This is a genomic window from Aureispira sp. CCB-QB1 (assembly GCF_000724545.1).
In the GTDB taxonomy this organism is placed as follows: domain Bacteria; phylum Bacteroidota; class Bacteroidia; order Chitinophagales; family Saprospiraceae; genus Aureispira.
In genome coordinates this window covers 57289-79819 of record NZ_JHBV01000016.1, presented here as the reverse complement: position 1 = coordinate 79819, position 22531 = coordinate 57289, and the positions used below count along the sequence as shown (strand labels likewise).

The window sequence follows — 22531 nt, the reverse complement described above, 5'->3', positions numbered from 1 at the left end:
TTCCTAGAAATTCTACACAGATACAAAGCTTGTAGCTGATAGTAAATTATTAATTACCCCATTGTATCACGAATTTGAATGATGAGTTTTTGTTGAGCTTGGTGGGTATTGTTCCACCATTCTTTAGACCAAATTCTATAACAAGTAATCCCCATTTTATGCAAATACTGCTCGTGAAACAAATCCCAAGCATAGGCTTCTTCTGATAATTTATGGTGATAAATATCATAATAAAAGGCAAGCCGAACTTGGTTTTGATCATCTAGGATAGCAATTGGCAAAGAAAAACCAGCATGTTGGTAATTGGCTTCAATTTTTAAATTTGGAAATTCTAATTCTAAAAACTGAAGTACTTGTTGTTCAAACAAATTGATTTTACCATCATAGAGAAAATCATCTACTGGTTTTTTAGGGCAATGTTTATAAACTAAATCTAAAATCGCTAATCGAGTTGCTTCGTCTTGTTGTTGAACCGCATTAGCGTAGGCTAAATAAGCGTATAAGATACTTTTGCCCGTATTGCCATTTTTTTGAATTTCTTGGGGGTAAGTTTGGTAGTATAGAGTTGGGATAGAATTAAAAATACAAACCTTTTGTTTGGCTCTAGTAACCGCTACATTAAGTAATTTATGCCCTTCATATTCATTGATATATCCCCACTGTTGTGGCATAGAACCATCTTCTCGCAAGCCAAACGTAGTTGAAAGAATCAAAATATCTCGTTCGTCTCCTTGTATATTTTCCAAACTTTTTACAAACAGACCATTTTCAAATAAAAACTGAAACTTCGTTCTGGCTTCTGGTTGTTGATGTGCCAATTGATGGATCTCTTCCAAAATTAAGTTGCGTTGATGTAGATTGAAGGTAGCAATTCCGACAGAAGGACAAGGAGTGGCATCTGTAATTAATTCTAATAAGTAATTGACAATTGCTTTGGCTTCAGATAGATTGCAATAATTGTTATAAATACCATTAATCTCTTTGAACTCAATCGGAATATAGGCTTCTTCTTCCAAAGGCAAAGACGTCAACCGCTTACCATAAAAGGCAGCATTTGAAAAATCAATCAAATAAGGATGTTTGGAACGATAATGTACTTCTAAAAAACACTCTTGGTAAGTTCCTGTTGATAAACCATACTCCAATAAGGAAGGAGCGTTGGTTAAGTAATCAATATTCTTATCAACCATATTTTGAGAAGAATTCCAATATTCATCGTCCATGACAAAATCTTGCTGATTGCTTGTGATAGGAGAGTTGTGAAAACTATTGGGCGGTGGCATTTGATGGCTATCTCCTGATATAATTTTGTATTTCCCTCGAACCAATGCAGCAAAACTTTCTTCCAAATTGAGCTGACTAGCCTCGTCAAAAAGAACGACATCAAACATACCTGGATGTAAGGGCAAAATTTGGGAACAAACAGCAGGGCTGACCATTAAAACAGGAAAAAAACTTTTGAATACCTCTGGAGCGGTTTCTATGATTTTTCTCAAAGGGGTACGAGCGCTGTGATTGTGTCCGCCTGTATTGTATAAATTGTTGAGCGTAAGCGGTGCCTTCTTTCTGTGAAATTCTTGAACAGCTTGCGTTTGTTTGCCACGCCAATATTTTAGCGTATGGCTAACCAGCGTATTTTGTAGTGTATTTAAATCTTTCAAATAACCATTTCTATTCGCTGCATAACTATTCTCATCAGGAATAAACTTGTCGTTGTGATGAGCTAAGAAATTCGACAAATACCAAGAGGTAAAAGCCCCTGTCCAGTCCTTGGGATTGGCTTGCGATAAGCCATGCAAGGCGGTTTGTTGATGTGGGCTAAGCTTAAGCCAGAAAAACTTAAGGGCATGATATGCGGTAAAATTATCAAACTCTTCTTTTAGTTTTTGAAGATTGTTGTCTAAAGCCTCAATCTGAGTAAGGCGTTTTCGGATGTTGTTGGTAACAAATTTGAACTGAACTTTGAAAACATTGCTAGTAGCAAAATTCTTTTCAAAAGTGTTCAGATTTTTGGTGATTTCAGTGACTCGCTTGTCAAAAGAAACATATTTGTAAATTTTCCCTGGTCCTAACTCCTTGACCAATCGTTGAATGAAAGGTGCTCGTCCTTCGAACCAGTCGTAAACTTTTGCTTTATAATCAATAACATGCTCTAGCAACTTTTGGAACTCCAGTTTGTTGTGATCGCTCACGTCCATAAACTGATGTTTAAAATAAGCATACTGAGCATGGGTTTTTTGTAATCGTAAGAACGATTCCAAAACGTCGACTTTCTCTGCTTCCAATTTTTTGTACTTATCGCTGACATTTTTCATCAATTTGCGATAGAAACCACCATTCTTGTTAAAGTAGTACTTAGATTGAGCAAAACCTGCTTCAATAATATCAACAATTCGATCTGCCAATTTCATTTTAGACAGGTATACTTTAGAAAAGTGTTTTTCTAACAATTGCTCATATTCAAACAAGTACGAAAATGCATCTCGTTGAGCAGATTGGACGACAAAACAAACATTGTCTAATGCTTTTTTTGTATCGGCCTCTACTTGTATAGAATTAGCTTGACGGAAAAAACGGTCGTTTAAGGCATTGAGTGGATGATTGAGGGTGCCTAACTGTTTGAATAAGCCTTCTCCTTCAGAAAGAATGCTTAAAATATCTTCAAATTCGGTGGGCGTAAATTTAAAATCACTGGTTTTTAACAAGCCGACAAGCAACCCTTTATCATGTTGGCGATTACTATCCAAATAACGCCCAACTAAGTCGGTCCAAGTTTCGTCCCCCGAAAGTGGTTGGTGTAGCTTTTTGTGAAATGCTTGCAAACGCTCTACGTGAGCAGCACAACTTTGTAAAAGTCGAATAAAACTAGGCGATACTCGATAGGGTTGCTGCTGCAAGCCTGCCCGTTCTCGAACAGAATGTACTAATGCTGGGCGATCTCTATAGACATCTTCCACTATAACACACAGTTCTTCCAAGCCCATTTTTTTTAAGGTATTATAAATGATATCCAACGCATTTTTTTTCTCTGAAACAATTAGGCAAGTTCCAGCATTAGAAATGGTGTTGGCAATAATGCCTGTCAAGGTTTGGCTTTTTCCCGTACCAGGGGGACCTTGGATGACTAAGTTCTGCCCTTTTGACAATTGGTGTAATAGATGTTGCTGGCTAGGATCCGTTTCCAACATGGTGAAACTGTGTTTCATAAAAGAAGAACGGTTGGGATCTTTGGGATTGGGATTTTGTTCGACAAGAGGTTGCAACTGATTGATGTGTTGTGCAAAGAAATCTAAATCTTTGATAATTGCATCTTTTTGAGAACGGAATAGACCAAAAACACCAGACCATAAGATGGCAGGGGTATCTAGTGGGAGTGTTGCAATTTCTTGTTCTGTTTTTATACGAGCAACATCACCATCAAGCACCTTTCTAAAAAGGAGTTTGGTACGGTTGGATATATTGGGATTAAGTTGTTGCATATGCAACTGTGCCATCTCTGCCAACTCATCTTTGTCCAAAATAGAATCTTCTAACATCTGATCGTACATAGGTTGCAAAACGATATTCGTGTGATTGCGTAGAAACGTTGCTAGTACGGTATTGGTCGCCACAGAAAAATGCTCTTTTTTTCGAATCAGCCATTGATTTTTGCGGTTAAAATCACGTTCAATATCAAGCGACCAAATAATTAAGGGGGCTTTGATAATCCTATTGGCATCATTAGGGTCTTTGATGAGAATAATTGGATATCCAAAACCAAATGTCTTATTTCCGTGATCGGCGTAGTGGTCGTTATTTTCAATTGCAATAGAACTCAATCTACGGATAATTTTTTCTTGCTGATTGTTGATGTTTCCATCTATCGGAAAAGTAATGGGGAAATCAAACCTTGATTGGGTAAACAAGAAGTCCAAAAAACTTTTTGCTTTTCCTTGTTGCAAAACATCAAGGTCTGCCAAGTCAAGGCGTGTAAGATAACGTTTGGGAAGAGCATTGAGGTAAATGGATTGCAGATTGTCTGTACTAAGTTTGTCTTTTAGGTTATTAAGAAAACGAATATCCAAGTTTTGCATTAATTCAGTGGTTTTGGTAATCCTAGTTGGTTGCTAACATACGATGAGTTCCTTATGGGAAGCTCTATAAAAATAAAAAACTTTAGGCAGAATTGGTTCCCTTTGGTTATAATTATTAGCGGATAGAAGAGAATTGCAATACTTCCTATGTTTTTGCTTTTTACCCAAATGACTTTAGCAATTTACTGTACAAATGTACTTAATGCTGCTCTATGTTAAAATAATCTGCTCAAAACTTGCATTTTCAAAAAAAAACGTTTCTCTTTGTTTTAAGATAAGGAGTAGTTATTACTCTAATAAATCAACAACAATGATATTAAACAATCTACATACAACTACTTATTTTTTCTTTTTTAGTTTATCAAACTAAGAGAGAGCAATAAAGTATACCATAAATTCATCTAAAAAGCGTCTCTCATCAATGAGAGACGCTTTTTTATTTTTACCAATAATGAAAAGCACCTTACTATACCGTCTGTCAAATCTATTTAATCTGTATTACTTTTTCTTTTTTAGAAAAGGGCGGACTTGTAGTATTCATATATAAAATATCGGAATTAAGAATCATCATATTACAAGTCTCAACTTCTCATCAAGTTGGGATTTTTTTTTATCTAAATTTCACCTTTTATGAAGACAATAGCTATCCTAGGAACAGCAGCAAGCTTTCACGAAATTGCAGCAAAACATTATTACCAAGAATCCATCAAAATTATTCCTTGTAAAACACCGAAAGAGGTACTGCAAGAAGTCAAACAGAACCCTAATTGCGAAGGAGGTATTTTGGCGATAGAAAATACCATAGCAGGATCGGTTACCAATCATTATAATTCTCTTCAAGATTTAGACATTTGTATACGGGGAGAGTTGCTGTTAAATATTCAACACCATTTAGTTGCACTTCCCAAAACATCTATTTATGATATATGGGAAATTAGAACGCACCCCATGGCAATTAAGCAATGTAGTAATTACTTAGCTAGAATCCATCCTGCTACTCGATTGTTAGCCTGTTCGGATACAGCTTCTGCTGCCAAAGAAATTTCACAACAGCACCTAAAAGGCGTGGCAGCGATAGCTAGTTCATTGGCTAGTAGTTATTACGGCTTAGAAATTTTAGCTTCTAATATTCAAAATAATAAGAACAACTATACTCGGTTTTTTATCCTTTCCAAATCCAAACAAGGAGAACAAAAAGAACACAATAAAGCGACGATTATTTTTCGATTAGATCAGAAAGCAGAGCGTTTGTCAAGCGTATTGTTACAACTTCAAGCATTAAAAATAAACCTTAGCAAGTTGCATTCTTTTCCTTTGGGAACGATTTCCAATACATATGAATTTATAGCAGATTTAGAATTTAACAATTTTAGTTGTTTTCAAAAATCGTTGATGCAATTAGAAAAAGTAACGCTAGACTATTCTGTATTGGGAACGTATCAAAAAGCAACAACGCCGCTCTGGTCTGAAATCAAATAAAAAATAAGTCTTCTGACGTGCTTAAAATTTAACAACAATACTCTAGGAAACTTTTATGGAGTTGAAGCAATCATAAAAGTTGTAGAGTAACATTATAAAACATATGAAATTACTACCCATTATCAAGAAGAAAAATAGTCCAACAATTATTGCTGGTCCCTGTAGTGCAGAAACCAAAGAGCAATTATATCAAACTTGTATGCAGCTAGCGGCTTTAGGAACGGTAGATATTTTACGAGCGGGAATTTGGAAGCCGAGAACTCGCCCTGGGCATTTTGAAGGCGTAGGAGAGATTGGGCTACAATGGTTGCAGGAGGTGAAGCAAGCCACTCATTTACCAACGACAATTGAGGTGGCTACAGCTAAGCACGTAGAATTAGCCTTGAAGTATGAGGTTGATATATTATGGGTTGGTTCTAGAACAACGACGAATCCCTTCTCGGTTCAAGAAATTGCAAGTGCATTAAAAGGGGTAGATATTCCTGTTTTGGTTAAGAACCCACCAAGCCCTGATTTGGGACTGTGGATGGGAGCCATCGAGCGTTTTTACAAAAGTGGATTGCAACAAATTGCGGCTGTGCATCGAGGATTTTCTAGTCATCAAAAATCAATTTATAGAAACAAGCCATTGTGGGAAATACCGATTGCATTAAAAAAAGAATTGCCACAAATTGAACTCTTTTGCGATCCTAGCCACATCGGAGGAAATAGGGATCTTATTGCCTCTATTGCTCAATATGCATACGAGTTGAATTTTGACGGATTGATGATTGAGACGCATCAACAACCAGATGCCGCTTGGAGTGATGCCCAGCAACAAGTAACACCGGAACAGTTGGATCATATCCTTTCTGAGTTGAAAGTTCCTTTAAAAGAACTTTCTAACCCTAACGAACAACGGACATTAGACCTGCTTAGAGAGAACATTAACAAAATTGACGATGCCTTGTTAGAACTTTTGGTTTCTAGAATGGAAGTGTCCAAGGAGATTGGATTGTTCAAGCAAAAGAATAACCTCTCTATTTTGCAACAACAGCGTTGGGGGAGTCTATTGGATTCTAGGGTTAAAACAGGCAAACATTTGGGGTTAAGCGAACGTTTCTTAAAAAAATACTTAGAAGCTTTGCATCAGGAATCTATCAAACACCAGCACAAGGTGTTGTCAAAAAAATGAGCGAATTTATTATTAAAATAGTTAGCTGTGCTGCTACTATTATTAGTTATAAATAATAAAGCACAGTTCGTTGGGAAACAATGTTTTAAAGGTTGTTTTAGCGGACTGTGCACTTTAGCGACAAGCGTAAACTGTTGAAGCGGTTTAACGGAATAAAGTCACATCGCCTTTCAAAGTTTCTGTGCGACCATCTATTAACAAGACCTCTACCATGTAAACAAAAACTCCTGTATTCATCGGTTTTCCTCTAAAGCGACCATCCCAACCATATCCTTCAAAGTTAGGAGGAAAATTTTGCTGTTCAAAGACGAGTTCTCCCCAACGACTAAAAATACGAAACGACATGACCTTTTGTACGTCTCCAGGACTATAGACCATTAAAATTTCATTGGTACCATCTCCATCAGGGCTAAAAGCATTGGGCACAAAAACTCGAATAGTTTCATCCACTTGTACCGTAAATGATGTAGAATCTGTACAGCCTTGTATGTCGGTTCCTTTGATGGTATACGTAGTTGTTTGAGGCACTTGTATGTTCGGAGTTTGGCAAGTAGAGCAACTCAAACCGATACTAGGACTCCATTGATACTGTACAGGTGTCAACGTATTTTGGGTGACATCTCCTAGTATGATATCTCCAATCTGAATGTTTGCATCATTAGGAGCTTGAATTTCTAGTTTAAATAAAGGCTCTGTTAGTGTAAATTGAAGGGCATCTCTACAACCAAAAGCATCTTTGGTATGTAGGGTGTAAGTACCACTTTTTAGATTAGAAAATTGTAAACTAGATTCAAAATCTTCGTTATTTAAGGCATAAGCATAGGGGGCATAACCACCAACACTACTATCGACTTTTACCATCCCATTTTGTCCATCTTTGCACTGTACATTCTGCGTTGTAATAACTGTAGACAACTCCACTTGCTCGGTGATGATATGGGCAGCGGTAGTTGCTTGGCAACCTGTAGCTCCTGTAATGGTAACGGTATACTGCCCTTCTCCTAAGTTATTGATAACAGTTCCTGTTTGTCCATTACTCCACTGATAACTTAGTGGTTGGGCACCGCCTGTTGCAGTTAGCTCAATGCTTCCTGTTTGTTGCTCACAGATAATATTAGTAGCACGAGTGCTTAAATTTAATGCAGGCGTATTTAAGGTAAAAGTAGTTGGATCATTAATAGCTAATGTATTGGGATTATCTGAAAGAATGCTGTCTTTGAGGGGAGCAGGTAAATTACTTAAAACAGCTTGATTGGTATAAGTGTTTGAAGCATAATCACAAGGTATAACGGCATCTATACTAAAAGAAGAACGACCTTTGGGTAGAGTATCTATTGTGAAATGCGCTGTATGGGTGCCATTGATAGCAGTCTGCCCTGATAGACTTAAGTTGTTGATATTATAAGGAGTGGAACTCCAAACAAAACCATTGCTTAATATATCGTCAAAAATCAAAGGGGTATGAATATCATAAAAGGATTGATTAAAAAAATCAAAAGTATAAGTAATTGTATCTCCTGCTTGAAAATTTCCTGTAACTGATTTGGTCATTTCAACGCCAAAAGAGCAAGAACAGCCATCGTTACTAGATTTGCTAGCACCTGTTCCTACAAGCTGTCCAATTCCTGTACTAGGATTTATTTTAAACATCTCATTCCCTTGATAACCTAAAATATCACCTTGTGGGTTGAAATATAAAGCGCCTGTCCATCCCCATCGATTGATAGCCACAGGAGCATTTCCAGGAATTTTTGTTTGGGCACCTGTGTTGGGATTCATTTTAAACAGCAACTTAGGATTGCCACTCCAACCGTATAACTGTTCGTCAATAGGGTTGTAGACTAAATCCGCTGAGCCATAAGTGCCTGGTCCTCCAATTGTAGAAGAAGTAAGGTTGTTGATATTAACTTTTCTAAGCGTATTATCACCAAAAACATAATAATTTCCTAAAGCATCAAACGTCCCTGCATTTTTGAATGTATTTAGCCCGACAACATTTCCCATAAATTCAACTGTACCTGCTGCATCAATTCGATACAATCGAGCATTGTTTGTTTCCATGCCATACATTAAATTATCAACAGGATTGTAAGCCAAGGAATTAAAGGCTCCTGTAACACCATTTTGAGTCAAGTTAGTAATTGGGATAAACTGGACGGGATTGGTATTAACTTTATATAACATAAAATCGTTGCCATTTTTGGCAGATTGGTAAAGGCTACCGTCACAGACAAATGGTTGGCAGGCTTCGTCGATTAGCCCATCATTGTCGTTGTCAATACCATCGCCACAAATATCATAGCTTTGAGCAATTAAAAAAGAGGGCAATAATATCCCAAAAAAAAGAAAGTAAGCTCTTAACATCTCAATACAATTAAAATCAAAGGGGAGCACAAAGGTATAAAAAAGCAAGTGTTGCTCTGTTTTTTCTTTGTCATGTTTTTGATAATTTTCGACAAAAAGGAATGATTTTTCTTTTAAAAAGAAATTAAAAATGGTAACCAAAAGATACTCTAAGGATTATAACAATAGTACTTAATCTTTTTTAAACTATATTATAATGATAAACCGTATCTTTTTGATGGGTATATTGCTTGTTTGTTTCGCCACAACAACAATTGCTCAAAATTATACCGAAGCTAATTTAATGATTGACTATGAGGACGTTGATTCTGATGGAGTTTTAACAGCAACCACAGAGGAAATGTTGCAAACCTTACTTGAAAACGTTACTAAAGAAGGTGCAATTGTTCAGATAGAACTAACGGCACATGCTGCTAATCGTACTATTGGCGAAAGTCGCTTAGAGCCTTTTGCTCTATTTTTTAACAAACAAAAAATTAAAGCCGAAAAAGTTAAACTAGTAACCCAAGTAGATGATAATAATCAAGTACACATCCAAATTCTTGTTGAGCCTACTTCAGAAGCTTTAACGACAGTAGAACAAACAATAGAACCATTAAAAGGTAAAGTATATTGTACCGGAAAGTCTAAGAAAGCAGAAGTATTTGTGATTCCATCTCATTCTAATATTGATATAAAAGGAAAAGAAGGAACAGAAGTCCTAATTAATCGACATGATTTAATGTATGAAGATGGGCAAGCTGTTCAAGAACCTATTCGGGTAGAGTTGAAAGAATTTTATAAAACGGAAGATATCTTGCGGGCAGAGCTGCACACTATGGAAGGGGATCAAGTGTTGGAAACTGGTGGAATGTTGAACCTAAAGATTACGGCTAATGAAAAACCTTTGGAATTGAAAAGAGGAAAAAGTGCTAAAATTAAAATGCCTGCTCAGACAGCAAAAAATAAAGAAGGGATGAATCTTTATTTTGGTAAGCGGATGCCGAATGGTGCTGTCGATTGGCGCCTAGAAGAACGACCTACTCCCATCGCTAATCCAACTGTTTCTAATTCAAGAGGAAATACTGAAGAAAGTGTAGCATTTAATCCAAGTTCTTATATTCAACTGAAAAAAACATCCATTATTGATAGTATTACTAGCAAGTTGAAAGTGCATGTAAAAGCTAAGCATGCAATTAGTAATAATTACCCTAATTATTCTAGAGAAAAAGTAGTACATTCTCACGAAGAAGAATATTTTGATTTAGAGTTGCCCTATCTGAACCCTGATATTGTTGATGGTATATGGCTTAATGCGGATTACCCCATACGAGATCCTTTTGCTCCCAAACCTGTTGATATAATGGTGCAAATAGAAAGTGTTCCCCATCAAGGACGTAATATAGATGGTGAGTGGATGTCTTACAAACCTACAGTCGCTTTGATGTTAAAAAATCAAGCTGTGTTTTTGAGGGGGAATATGGAGCTTGATAATCCCATTCTTAAGCAACAAAAAATGAAATTTAGTGATGTTCCTAAAAATGAAGAAGTAATTTTAGTAGCGTTTTTAGACACGGGCAAAGAGTTGTTGTTTGCTAGTTATGAATTAACCGCAACGAAAGACATAGAAATACCTCCTTTGCATTTAAAGTCAATGTCTAAAATAGACTTTGATGATGCAATGGCTAGTATTGCTAATTAAGCTAATAAGGGAACGAACTAAAATTACAAATTGCCTATTGATTATCAGTAGGCAATTTGTTGTTTTTATTGGCATTGAATTTCAAAAATGAAAGATTGAGATTGTCTTAAACTAATTTGCCAATCGTAGTGAATTTTTCAAATACTTTCTCAGAATGTGGTGCATCTGCCAACTCAGGAGTTAAGTCTTGTCCTGCCCAATGTTCGTAATGTTTGCCATTGCGCCAAAGTCGGCTACTCGTTACATCATAAACAAACCCTTCGTATGCTACATAAATAGTCTCTTTATCTTGACCATTGTGTAGAGCTAATTGAGAGCGAGTAAATTCCGTCATAGATTATTTGTCTGTTAATATAAAAGGTTGAGTATTGATTCTTTTTCTATAATTATCAACTCATTGGTTATCCAAATGAATATACTGATTTGCATTGGTAACGTTTCTATTTTTTTACTGTTTTTGATAAAAACAACAGCAGTCTAGAAACTAGAAATGAAAAAGAAAGGCAAATATACCTATTTTAATCCTAAAAAAAACAAGTTTTATAGTTTATAGCTTGCAAGTTAATAACTTGATTTGCATCTGTTTTTCGAAATAATGTTTTGTTTAAAGGGTGTTTTCGGAAGATTTAACTACACTTTTGTTGGTTATACTATTTGTAAAAATGAAAAAGCAAAAAAAGCTTTAGAAACAAGAAAAGAAAAAAGCAAAAGATATTTTTTATTACTAAAGAAAAGCATATCTTTGCACTTGAAAACAGAATATAGTTTGTTGTTTCTTATAAAAATGAACATGTTAAAGACGTTAAAAACTACATTTTCTCTACTAGTAATCATGTTGTTAAGTTGTAATCAAACAGTGTTTGCAACAGATACTAATGAGGGGGAGACGAAAGAAGAAGATCCAATTGAAGCGATGATGCATCACTTGGGAGATGCGAATGAATTTCATATCGCTGGAGACTTGTCCATTCCGTTGCCTTGTATTGCTTGGTCTGATGATGGTTTGATGTTTACTATGTCAAGCAGTTTTGAGCACGGGCACAAAGCCGTTAATGGTTATGTTTTGCATCACGGAATTTTAATGCGTGTAGTAGGAGAGGATTTTCCTAGAGACAAAACAGTAGAAGTTTCTTTTGGTCATGGACATGGTCATGAAGCACATGACGATCACGGTCATGCTGGACATCAAACAGTAGACGAGCATGGCATTACACCACATGATGATCATGCTATAGCAGCGGATCACGCTGATAATGATGTTCATGCTGCAACCATTCAGTATGGTTCAAAAACGTATGCATTAGAAGCGTGTATGTCGTTACAAAATACAAACTCATCTTGGCAAGATTTCTCAATTACTAAAAATGTATTTGGGATGTTGTTGGCTTTGATTCTATTAATAATAGTATTCTCAAAAATCTCAAAAGCTTACACAGCTAGAGAAAAGCAAGCACCAAAAGGAGTACAATCTTTCTTTGAGCCATTGATTATATTTATGCGCGATGAGGTAGTAAGACCAGCTATTGGAGAAAAAGATTGGAAACGTTTCTTCCCATTTGTAATGTGTGTATTCTTCTTTATTCTTTTCTGTAACCTATTGGGATTAATTCCTATCTTCCCTGGTTCAGCCAACATTACAGGAAATATTGGAGTCACAATGATGTTAGCTTTAGTTGTTTTCATCGTAGTGAACTTAAATGGAACCAAAGACTACTGGATGCATATTATTTGGATGCCAGGTGTACCAACATTTGTAAAACCTCTGTTGACGATTATTGAAGTATTAGGTTTGTTTATTAAACCAGCTACTTTATTTATTCGTTTGTTTGCAAACATTACAGCAGGTCACGTTATTATTTTGAGTTTAGTAAGTTTGATTTTCTTCTTTAAAACAGCAATGGGCTTAGGTGGTGCAGCGGCAGGAGTTGGCTTAGCCGTACCCTTTGTGTTTGCACTAAACTTGCTAGAGTTATTCGTATCGTTCTTACAAGCATTTGTATTCTCTTTGTTGACTGCCTTGTATCTTGGAAGTGCAGTAGAGACACACGACCATCACGAGCACGCTCATTAGATAGAACTTAATAATCCATCATTTAGGATTTTTATATAGATATAAATATTTTTATTTTTTTAACATTTTAAACCGTAAAGTAATGGGTGCAGGAATCGCAGCTATCGGTGCTGGCTTAGCAGTAATTGGAGCAGGAATGGGTATTGGACAAATTGGTGGAAAAGCAATGGAAGGTATCTCTCGTCAACCATCTGCAGCTGGTGACATTCGTACAAATATGATTGTAGCAGCAGCTCTTGTTGAGGGTGCAGCTCTTTTCGCAATCGTAGTAGCTCTTTTGGTTGTTTTGTTACAACCTTACAGCTAGTCAAAAGACGAACAAAAAATGGACTTAACTGGTAGCGATTGGCTACCAGTAAGTTTCTTTAATGTTGAAAAATTACAGAAGATTTTAATTATACAATTATACCATAACACAAAATATACGATAAAATGATTTTTCTATCATCAGGTTTCCCAGTGTTGAATCCAAGTGTGGGACTACTTTTCTGGACACTTTTGATTTTTATCTTAGTTTGGTTGTTTTTGAGCAAGTTTTTCAAGGACATTGCCCAAGCATTGGAAGATCGTGAAAACTTTATTGATGGATCTTTGAGCAAGGCCAAAGAAGCGGACGCTGCCCTAGAAGGCATGGAAGCTAAAAAAGCAGCTTTGTTGAAAGAAGCAGAGCAAAAAGGTTTGGAAATTCTTAGAGAAGCTGAAGCAATCAAGAAAACAAAAATTGCTGAAGGGGAAGCTAGAGGTAAAGAGCGTGAGAAAAATATCTTGGAAGCTGCAGAGCAAGACAAGAAAAACCGTATGAAAGAATTGGAGACAAACATCCAAAACCAAATTGGTCAATCTTCTATTGATATTGCTAAGAAATTGTTGAAGAGAGAATTGGAAGGAAACCATGAGGCATTTGTACAATCTCAGATTGCCGATCTAAAGAAAGAATTAGCTTAATATTTTAATTAAGAATTTAAAACTAAGAGCTTAGTGTTCTTAGTTTGCCATTTATAAATTCTAAATATGTCAATTTTAAGAATTGTATCAAGATATGCCAAATCTATCTTCGATTTAGCAAAGAAAGAAGGAAACCTAGACCAAGTTCATACTGATGTTATGAATGCTTGGGAGGTGGCCCAAAATGAAGAGTTTGGAGATTTCTTGAAAAGTCCTATTATTCCTATCGACAAGAAGAAGGATGTAATGGATGCTGTATTTGCTAATAGCGATAAGCGTTTGTTGCAAACTTTCCATGTAATGATAGAACATAAGCGTGAGCCATACATGGGCGATTTTTGCCGTGCTTTTCACCTTATGTACAACAAAGAAAAGCACGTTTCTGCGGTTCGTTTGACTACTGCTGTTGAATTGAGTGAAGAAACAACCAAAGATCTACTCGATACGTTCAAAAAGAAAGGTTTGTTAGAACAAGAAGTAGAACTTATAAAAGAGATTAAACCTTCTATTATTGGTGGTTTTATCTTGGAATTTGATGGTCAAATTTACAACGCAAGTTTGTTGCACCAATTGGACCAAATGAAGAAGCAATTTAGTGAAAATCTGTATACCAAAAATATATAAAAATGGCTAACGTAAAACCAGACGAGATATCTGCAATCTTAAAAGAACAAATTAGCGGATTTGATACTCAGTCTAAATTAGAAGAACAAGGTACCGTACTAGAAGTAGGTGATGGTATTGCGCGCGTTTATGGTTTAACTAATGTAATGTCAGGTGAGCTAGTAGAGTTCGAAAATGGAATTCAAGCTATCGCACTTAACTTAGAAGAAGACAACGTTGGTTTGGTATTGATGGGTGCTGCTGAAAAAATTAAAGAAGGTGATAAAGTTAAGCGTACTGGAGAAGTAGCTTCTATCCAAGTTGGAGAAGGTATTCTTGGTCGTGTTGTAAATACTTTGGGTATTCCTGTTGATGGTAAAGGTGCTATCCAAGGAAAAACATACTCAATGCCTTTAGAGCGTAAAGCTCCAGGTGTAATTTACCGTCAACCGGTAAACGAGCCTCTACAAACTGGTATCAAAGCGATCGACTCTATGATTCCAATTGGTAGAGGACAACGTGAGTTGATCATTGGTGACCGTCAAACTGGTAAAACAGCGATTGCCATTGATACAATTTTGAATCAAAAAGAATTTTATGATAAAGGAGAGCCTGTATACTGTATTTATGTAGCGATTGGACAAAAAGCTTCTACAGTAGCACAGATTGCTCAAACATTGGAGATGAAAGGTGCTTTGGCGTATACAACAATTGTTGTTTCTGCTGCTTCTGACCCTGCTCCACTTCAATTCTACTCTCCATTTGCGGGAGCTGCGATTGGAGAATATTTCCGTGACACTGGACGTCCTGCTTTGATCATTTATGATGATTTGTCTAAGCAAGCGGTTGCTTACCGTGAGGTATCTTTGTTGTTGCGTCGTCCTCCAGGACGTGAGGCTTACCCTGGTGATGTATTCTACTTACACTCTCGTTTGTTAGAGCGTGCTGCAAAAGTTATCAACAACGATGATATTGCAAACGACATGAACGACGTTCCTCCTTCTTTGAAAGAAGCTGGTTTGATCAAAGGTGGTGGATCATTGACAGCATTGCCTATCATCGAAACTCAAGCGGGAGACGTTTCTGCTTATATCCCAACCAACGTAATTTCGATTACAGATGGTCAAATTTTCTTGGAGTCTAACTTGTTTAACTCTGGTATTCGTCCTGCAATTAACGTAGGTATTTCTGTATCACGTGTAGGAGGTAGTGCTCAAATCAAGCCAATGAAAAAGGTATCTGGTACCTTGAAATTGGACCAAGCTCAATACCGTGAGTTAGAGGCGTTCTCTAAATTTGGTTCTGACTTGGATGCTGCTACCAAGGCAGTACTAGACAAAGGGGTAAGAAACGTAGAAATCTTGAAACAAGCTCAATATTCTCCTGTAGCTGTAGAGGAGCAAGTAGCTATCATTTACTTGGGAACAAAAGGTTTGGTTCAAAATGTACCAGTAGAGCGTGTCATGGAATTTGAAGCGTTCTTCTTGGCTAAGATGAAAGAGCGTCATAGTGATGTATTGGCGAACTTCCGTTCTGGTAAATACGATAAAGCTGATTTAGCAAAAGTAGAAGCTTTGGCTAAAGAGTTAACAGCTAAATTTTAAGCGTAATAATAATAGTTTTTAAAGTTGGATGGAATAGTTCTTATTTTATCCAACTTTTGCTAACTACTATGATATAAAATAAAGAATTAAAAATGGCAAACTTAAAAGAAGTAAGAGAACGTATCTCGTCTGTTATATCTACTCAGCAGATAACAAAAGCTATGAAAATGGTAGCTGCTGCTAAGCTGCGTCGTGCACAACAGGCTATTGTTGAAATGCGTCCTTATTCCAACAAGTTAAGTGCTATGTTATCCAATATTCTTTCCAATTTGGAAGGTGATGCAAGTACTTCTTTTGGTGTTGAGCGTCCAGTTAAAAATGCTTTGGTTGTCGTCATAACTTCTAATAGAGGATTGTGTGGAGGTTTTAATACCAATGTTTCTAAGTTGGCAATAGAGCTATCTGAAACCAAGTACGAATTGGAATACAATGCTGGAAATTTGACATACCTTTTTATTGGTAAAAAAGGATATGACTACTTAAAAAGCCGTGTTCCTAATGCTATTTTGAATACAGAGCACATGGGCTTGGTAACCAAAACATTTGGTTTTGAAGATTCTTCTAGAGTAGCGAGTGAATTGATGTCTAAATTTGAGACAGAGCAATACGATGCTATCGATATTGTTTATGCACAATTCAAAAATGCTGCTATTCAAAACTTTACTGTAGAGCCTTTCTTACCTGTTGCTAAATTAGAAGTAACAGAAGATGGTACGGATGAAAACGCAGATTTCATCTTTGAACCTAACAAGGAAGATTTATTGGACTACTTGGTGCCTACTATTCTTAAAACGCAGTTGCACAAAACTATTCTTGATTCTAATGCTTCGGAGCAAGGCGCTCGTATGACAGCAATGGAAAATGCAACCGAGAATGCTGAAGACTTGTTAAAAGAACTGAAAATTAACTATAATAAAGCTCGTCAAGAAGCAATTACTGCTGAAATTTCCGAAATCGTTGGTGGTGTTGCGGCATTGGAAGATGCTTAAGATTAATAGGAGTTTAATCCTTATTAAAAGGGCTTGCAGAGAAACTGCAAGCCCTTTTTTTGTATATTGGGCGCATTATAATATTTTAAAAATACATTGTTCTATATGGTATCTAAATTCAAAGGAATGGGGTGTTTAAAACAACTCTATTATTGCCTTCTTTTTGGGGTTTGTTTATGGACGAATATTGCCACAGCACAGACCGATAATATTTTGGACTCGTTGCAGCGGTCTTATGCGTTGACAACGATAGATACTGTCAAGGTAGAATCTTTGATAGGATTGGGGGATTATTATTTGTACAAAAATCTAGATTCGACAGTTGGATATTATAATAAAGCACAAACAACCATAGAAGGGCTAAATTCTGAAATTCGAGCTAAGTATGAGCCTTTGTTGTTGCACTATACTTCGATTGCTTATACTAGTTGGGGGTATGTCAAAGAAGGCATGGAATACGGACAAAAAGCCTTGAAGAGTTATGAGGCTGCTGGTATGCAAGAGGAAGCATCGGATATTTATATGGTTATAGGAACACTTTATGGGCAAATGGGAGAGGTGCAAAAAGGAACCAAATTATTGTTAAAATCCATTGCTATTAAGAAAGAGTTGAACGCAACCAAAAAGTTAGGACATGCCTATATGAATTTGACCTTGTTGTATAGAGATTTGGGAATGCTAGATTCTGCGGTTGCTTCTATTGATAGTGCGCTTACAAGATTTAAAGCGCAAGGTTTTGAAATGGGAGTGAATCGCTCGTATCAAATTAAGGGGGAAGTACACAAATTTGCAGGAGAAAATAAGAAAGCATTAGAGGTTTATCAAACGGCATTAGAATCGTATAGAAATCAAACAACCAAGGATATAAAAGGAGAAATTGTGCTACTTAATAGCATTGCAGGATTGTATAAAATACTCAAAGAATATGATCGTGCAATTGTTTATTATCAAAATGGGCTAGATCTACTCCAAACTACGGATAATAAAGAACTGGAGGGTTTAATTAACCACAATATAGGAGGCGTTTATTTGGAGGAGAACAGATACGAAGAAGCTTTGGATTATTATCAAAAGGGGTTGAATTTTTATGAGCAAATTAGTCACCCAACAGGTCGTTCTAGGAGTTATCGAGGGATCGGCAATGTTTATCAAAGCACAGAGAAATATGACTCTGCTATTGTCTATTATACCAAAGCAACAAATGTATTGGCGTCTAAAAAGAATTTAGATTATGGAGACATTTGTAAAAATTTAGCAAAGTTACACTATGAATTATATTCAAAAACAAGAACAGAAAACTCTACAGAGGCTGCTCAAAGTTTAAAAGAAGCTCAATACTATGCCGAAGAAAGCATTGAGTGTCCTGCGGCTAATTTAGATGCGAGTTTGGGGCGGTATAGAATTTTAAAAGCAATTTATCAAGCTACTAATAATTATAAAGATGGATTGGAAGTGGCTAATCAAATCATTGAACTCTCAGATTCTTTGTTTAAGAAAAACAAAATTGATGCTGTTTTGGATTTGGAAACCAAATATCAAACCGAAAAAAAGGAATTTGAAATCAAAAGCCTCAACCAAGAAAAAGCCTTGCAATTGGCAGAAAATAAACAGCAAAAAACGCTGTTGTATGCAGGAGGTGGCATACTGGTAATTGCTCTATTGCTATTGGGGATGCTGTACTGGTTTTTTGCTCAAAAGCGTCGAGCCAATGCTGCTTTAACTGCTAAAAACAATTTGATTACGCAACAAAAAAAGGTTGTCGATCAGCAAAATGAAGAAAAGGAACTCTTGTTGAAAGAAATCCATCATCGTGTTAAAAATAATTTGCAAATCATATCGAGTTTGTTAGATTTACAATCGAACAAAATTGAAGATACAACGGCTCGAACTGCTATTGCAGATGGACAAGCTAGGGTGAAGTCAATGGCACTCATTCACCATAAATTGTATCAACATGAGGACATTGCTACCATTAATTTTAAGGAGTACACAGAACAGTTGTACCATCAGATTATGGCAACCCTTACTGACATGGAACCCAACTTAATTTTGGACATAGATGCTAAGGTTGCTTTTGATATTGATACGGCTATTCCACTAGGTTTAATCCTAAACGAGCTGTTGACCAATGCTTGCAAATATGCTTTTGCGAATAACACGAGACCTGAATTAAAAATAGTTTTAAAGAAGTTGGAAGAAGGGAGTTATTTGTTGCAAGTACAAGATAATGGGAAAGGGATGCCCGTAGACTTTCAATTGCAAAAAGCAAGAAGTTTGGGATTAAGGTTGGTGCGTCGATTGAGCAAACAACTGTTTGGAAAGGCTACTTATGAAAATTCTAATGGCGCACTTTTTAGCATTTATTTTAAAGATACAGCACTTCGAAAAACGATTGATTAATGGGAAAGATTAAGATTTTGGTTGTTGAGGATGAAATGATCATAGCAGACAATATTTGTTCTATTTTGGAAGAATTGGGCTATGATGTTTTGGAACCTGCAATTAGCTATACAGAGGCTTTGGAAATTTTGGAAGCAGAAAAGCCAGACTTGGCATTGTTAGACATTCAACTGGCTGGGCGACGAGATGGCATTGATCTGGCTTGGAAAATCAAAGACGAGTATGAAATTCCATTCATATTTTTAACCTCCAATGCAGATCCTGCAACAGTAGAACGAGCCAAAAAAGTAAGCCCACCAGCTTATTTATTAAAGCCTTTTGATAAAAACGATTTGTATACTTCTATAGAGATAGCCTTGTACAATTACAGTCAAAATAATACAGGAGAATTAGGAGAAAAACGCTTGCCAGAATCAGAAGAAAGAACCGAAAATGTCGTCCTTAATGAGGCCTTATTTGTTAAGCACAAGCAAAGCTTTCAAAAAGTTAATTTTGAAGACATTTTGTTTCTCAAAAGCGAGCATGTTTATATTCGAATCATTTTGAACAATACCAAGGAGTATTTAATCCGCAATAGTATGTCTAAGTTTATAGAACGCTTACCAGACTATTTCTTTAAAATTCATAGAAGTTATGTCATCAATTTAAAACAGGTAGAAAGCATAGGAACAATCTATTTAACAATCAAAGGACATGAATTACCATTTGGAAAAGGGTATCGTGCAGAATTACTAAAAAAAGTGAATGTAGAGTAAAAACCTACCATTGAGAACATCATTAGACTATTTGAGAACTTCTATCCGCTAAATTTGCGCCGAATGATAGATATTTAGGCATTAATTAAATCTATTTTTATATGTCTCGTTCTCAAATACTCATTATTAGTCAACATACGCCAACAATCAATCATTTAACTGCTCTTCTAACAGAGTTAGATTATCAAGTGTTGAGTGCTGGTGTTGGTTGTTCTGAGTTATTAAGAAAAGAAATCGTAATGTTGATTTTGTATCCTATTCAAGAACAAGACATTGCTTATTTAAGTTGGATTCAAGACATTAGTAGAAAGCATTGTGTCCCTTATTTGTTCTTATCGTCGAGCCTTTCGCCTTCTTTGTTGGAAGAAATAAAGACCTTGCCTCCTCCTGTCTATTGTGCTAAAATGGGAAACAAAGATAGCTTATATGCTTATCTAGAAATTGTAAAATATCATTTTTATAAAAAAATGTCAAACGATAAAAAAGGCTAAAAAACCTAAAAAGAGCATTAATTTTTTGCAACGTTCGATAAGGGAATCCGAGATTTATTTCGGAGTCCCTTTTTTAGTAATTGTCTCAAAACTTACCAACGAATCCATATTTTATAGCTAGATAAGAGCTTCTTTGGATGGGAATCTTTATTTTTAACCTTAGAATTTTAGCAATTCATTCGTTAACCATTTGGATCAAAAGGCTTTTGTCGGTCAGTTCGTTCTTGGAGTGATCGTAGCGAATTATTAATTATTGAAATTAACAGTTGATAACATGGCGCATATCAAAGTAATTGAACACGAGGAAGCAGAAGGAGAATTAAAAGAAATTTATGATGATTTGATAAAGAGTAGGGGAAAACTTGCTTCTGTACACAAGATTCAAAGTCTTAATCCGAGTACAATTGTAGCACACATGGATTTGTACATGAAAATTATGTTTGGAAAATCTCCGTTGCGTCGCTATCAACGAGAAATGATTGCTGTTGTCGTTTCTGTTTATAATAATTGCTTATATTGTACGACCCATCACGCAGAAGCTGTACGTCATTTTTGGAAAGATGAAGCTAAGGTAAATCAATTGATAAAGGATTATACTCAAGTTGATTTATCGGAGGAAGATCGCTTATGGTGCGATTTGGCAAAGCAATTGACACAAAACCCTTCTCAAGCCGATGAAGCTGTTTATTTACAACCTTTAAGAGCATTAGATGTAGAAGATCGGGCTATTTTGGATGCGACATTAGTGATTGCTTATTTTAATTTTGTCAATCGAATTGTATTAGGTTTGGGCGTTGATTTAGAACAAAACAATGGCGCAGGAGGTTATAAATATGATTAGAGTAGACAATAGTTAGTAGTGCTGTTATTTTGTAGAGTAGTCGAATAAGCAACTTCCTAAGAAGTTAATATATAGACTTTAATCCCTGTTTGTTAGCCCCTATTTTACACCGTTTTAATATATATGCACAATAGTTAGCTGCGCTGCTACTACGTGGTCGTTGAAAACCTTTATTAGTTTACTTCGTGAGTGCTGCGCAGTTGATAATTAGAAAGTTGTGGATTCGTTGTGTTTTGTGTTAAGGTTTTGGTTATTAAGGTAATATAGATGTTGTTTTTTTTGTCTTTTTAGTAAAAGGTAAAAAAACAACGAACTACTAATATGCAACAACGTCTCCATAAAAATTATTAATATGAAACCTTGTATTTGTTGTCTGAGCATTTTTATTTTGGGTTGTTTAACAGCTTGCAGTAGTGAAGAAACAGCAGAAAATGCCAATCAAGAAGCATTCGTACAAATAGATACAACAGTTCGGTTGATTCAGAAATCTGTAGAAGATGCTGCCCGTATAGATAGCTTGAGAGCAATAGATGCTGCTGAAAAGGCAAAACAACAGGCCATTCAATTAGAAACAGCCCTAGCGACTACGCTGGCATTAAAAAAAGCATATGACGAAAGTGTAGAGGAAGCAGAAAATTATGTGGAATCAGTACCATTTTCTGCTTTTTTGGGAAAACCTACAGAATCAGGAGCACTAGAAATTATTCAATTTGGAGATCAATACATTCGAGTTTATGCGGATTATTTTGATGGGGAGCCAATAGGAGGTAAGCTGTTTTTTGTTAAAAATCGTGCTTTAGTTGCTGTCGAAGTGATTCAGTTAAAAGAGAGAATAACAGAGAATGGAGCTAGAATCGAAGATGAAAGTACACAAATATCTTACTATCATGATGACGTTTTATTACAAACAATTGATTTGTTGACTAATGAGCCTATCGAAAGTAATATCGTTTGGAATGAGGAACATTTAGCAGATTGGAAATTAGTGAAAGAGCAAATTGAAATACTTTAAACACTTTATTTTACTAGTTTCTTGTATTGGTTTTGATTATCAGTTTTCA

General features: G+C 36.0%; 17 protein-coding genes. 14 read left to right on the top strand and 3 right to left on the bottom strand.

Annotated elements, in window-relative coordinates:
• Nucleotides 1-53: 53 nt before the first annotated feature.
• Nucleotides 54-4073, bottom strand: coding sequence for an AAA domain-containing protein (locus CG11_RS06945; protein ID WP_052594503.1), 4020 nt, complete (start codon nt 4071-4073; stop codon nt 54-56).
• A gap of 630 nt (nt 4074-4703) precedes the next feature.
• On the opposite strand from CG11_RS06945, the gene CG11_RS06940 reads away from it, so the two are divergent.
• Together CG11_RS06940 and CG11_RS06935 are read left to right on the top strand one after the other, a co-directional pair.
• Nucleotides 4704-5552 (top strand): prephenate dehydratase, encoded by an 849-nt coding sequence (locus CG11_RS06940; protein WP_052594502.1) that lies wholly within the window; start codon nt 4704-4706, stop codon nt 5550-5552.
• A 103-nt stretch (nt 5553-5655) separates the two neighbouring features.
• Nucleotides 5656-6726 (top strand): chorismate mutase, encoded by a 1071-nt coding sequence (locus CG11_RS06935; protein WP_052594500.1) that lies wholly within the window; start codon nt 5656-5658, stop codon nt 6724-6726.
• Between the two features lie 144 nt (nt 6727-6870).
• Here CG11_RS06935 and CG11_RS06930 read toward each other — a convergent pair whose 3' ends face one another.
• Entirely contained in the window at nt 6871-9231 is a 2361-nt protein-coding gene (locus CG11_RS06930; RefSeq protein WP_052594498.1) for a gliding motility-associated C-terminal domain-containing protein, read from the bottom strand.
• Nucleotides 9232-9286: 55 nt separating this feature from the next.
• Between CG11_RS06930 and CG11_RS06925 the strand changes: the two genes are divergently transcribed.
• The gene (locus tag CG11_RS06925; protein WP_052594496.1) at nt 9287-10771 is read left to right on the top strand and encodes a hypothetical protein; all 1485 of its coding nucleotides are present in this window, start codon (nt 9287-9289) and stop codon (nt 10769-10771) included.
• A 106-nt stretch (nt 10772-10877) separates the two neighbouring features.
• Here CG11_RS06925 and CG11_RS06920 read toward each other — a convergent pair whose 3' ends face one another.
• Nucleotides 10878-11105: a cytochrome b5 domain-containing protein gene (locus CG11_RS06920; protein ID WP_052594495.1), complete on the bottom strand. Its 228-nt coding sequence runs from the start codon at nt 11103-11105 to the stop codon at nt 10878-10880.
• Between the two features lie 456 nt (nt 11106-11561).
• On the opposite strand from CG11_RS06920, the gene atpB reads away from it, so the two are divergent.
• From atpB to CG11_RS06865, 11 genes are all read left to right on the top strand, one after another.
• Complete coding sequence (gene atpB / locus CG11_RS06915) at nt 11562-12842, top strand: F0F1 ATP synthase subunit A (RefSeq protein WP_052595028.1); 1281 nt, start codon at nt 11562-11564, stop codon at nt 12840-12842.
• Nucleotides 12843-12924: 82 nt separating this feature from the next.
• Nucleotides 12925-13149 (top strand): ATP synthase F0 subunit C, encoded by a 225-nt coding sequence (gene atpE, locus CG11_RS06910; RefSeq protein ID WP_052594494.1) that lies wholly within the window; start codon nt 12925-12927, stop codon nt 13147-13149.
• 125 nt (nt 13150-13274) lie between these two features.
• Nucleotides 13275-13787 carry a hypothetical protein gene (locus CG11_RS06905; protein WP_052594493.1) on the top strand — a complete coding sequence of 171 codons (513 nt, stop codon included), beginning with the start codon at nt 13275-13277 and terminating at the stop codon, nt 13785-13787.
• 66 nt (nt 13788-13853) lie between these two features.
• Entirely contained in the window at nt 13854-14411 is a 558-nt protein-coding gene (atpH, locus tag CG11_RS06900; RefSeq protein ID WP_052594492.1) for an ATP synthase F1 subunit delta, read from the top strand.
• Between the two features lie 2 nt (nt 14412-14413).
• Nucleotides 14414-15994 (top strand): F0F1 ATP synthase subunit alpha, encoded by a 1581-nt coding sequence (gene atpA, locus CG11_RS06895; RefSeq protein ID WP_052594491.1) that lies wholly within the window; start codon nt 14414-14416, stop codon nt 15992-15994.
• 92 nt (nt 15995-16086) lie between these two features.
• A complete protein-coding gene (gene atpG / locus CG11_RS06890; RefSeq protein WP_052594490.1) occupies nt 16087-16983 on the top strand; it encodes an ATP synthase F1 subunit gamma in 897 nt (298 codons plus the stop codon).
• Nucleotides 16984-17088: 105 nt separating this feature from the next.
• Nucleotides 17089-19383 carry a histidine kinase dimerization/phosphoacceptor domain -containing protein gene (locus CG11_RS06885; protein WP_052594487.1) on the top strand — a complete coding sequence of 765 codons (2295 nt, stop codon included), beginning with the start codon at nt 17089-17091 and terminating at the stop codon, nt 19381-19383.
• Nucleotides 19383-20138: a response regulator gene (locus tag CG11_RS06880; protein ID WP_052594485.1), complete on the top strand. Its 756-nt coding sequence runs from the start codon at nt 19383-19385 to the stop codon at nt 20136-20138. Before CG11_RS06885 ends, CG11_RS06880 begins: the two co-directional genes overlap by 1 nt.
• 101 nt (nt 20139-20239) lie before the next feature.
• Nucleotides 20240-20629, top strand: coding sequence for a hypothetical protein (locus CG11_RS06875; protein ID WP_052594483.1), 390 nt, complete (start codon nt 20240-20242; stop codon nt 20627-20629).
• Between the two features lie 274 nt (nt 20630-20903).
• Complete coding sequence (locus tag CG11_RS06870; RefSeq protein WP_052594482.1) at nt 20904-21470, top strand: peroxidase-related enzyme; 567 nt, start codon at nt 20904-20906, stop codon at nt 21468-21470.
• Nucleotides 21471-21822: 352 nt separating this feature from the next.
• The gene (locus tag CG11_RS06865) at nt 21823-22482 is read left to right on the top strand and encodes a hypothetical protein (protein ID WP_052594480.1); all 660 of its coding nucleotides are present in this window, start codon (nt 21823-21825) and stop codon (nt 22480-22482) included.
• The last annotated feature ends 49 nt before the right edge of the window (nt 22483-22531 follow it).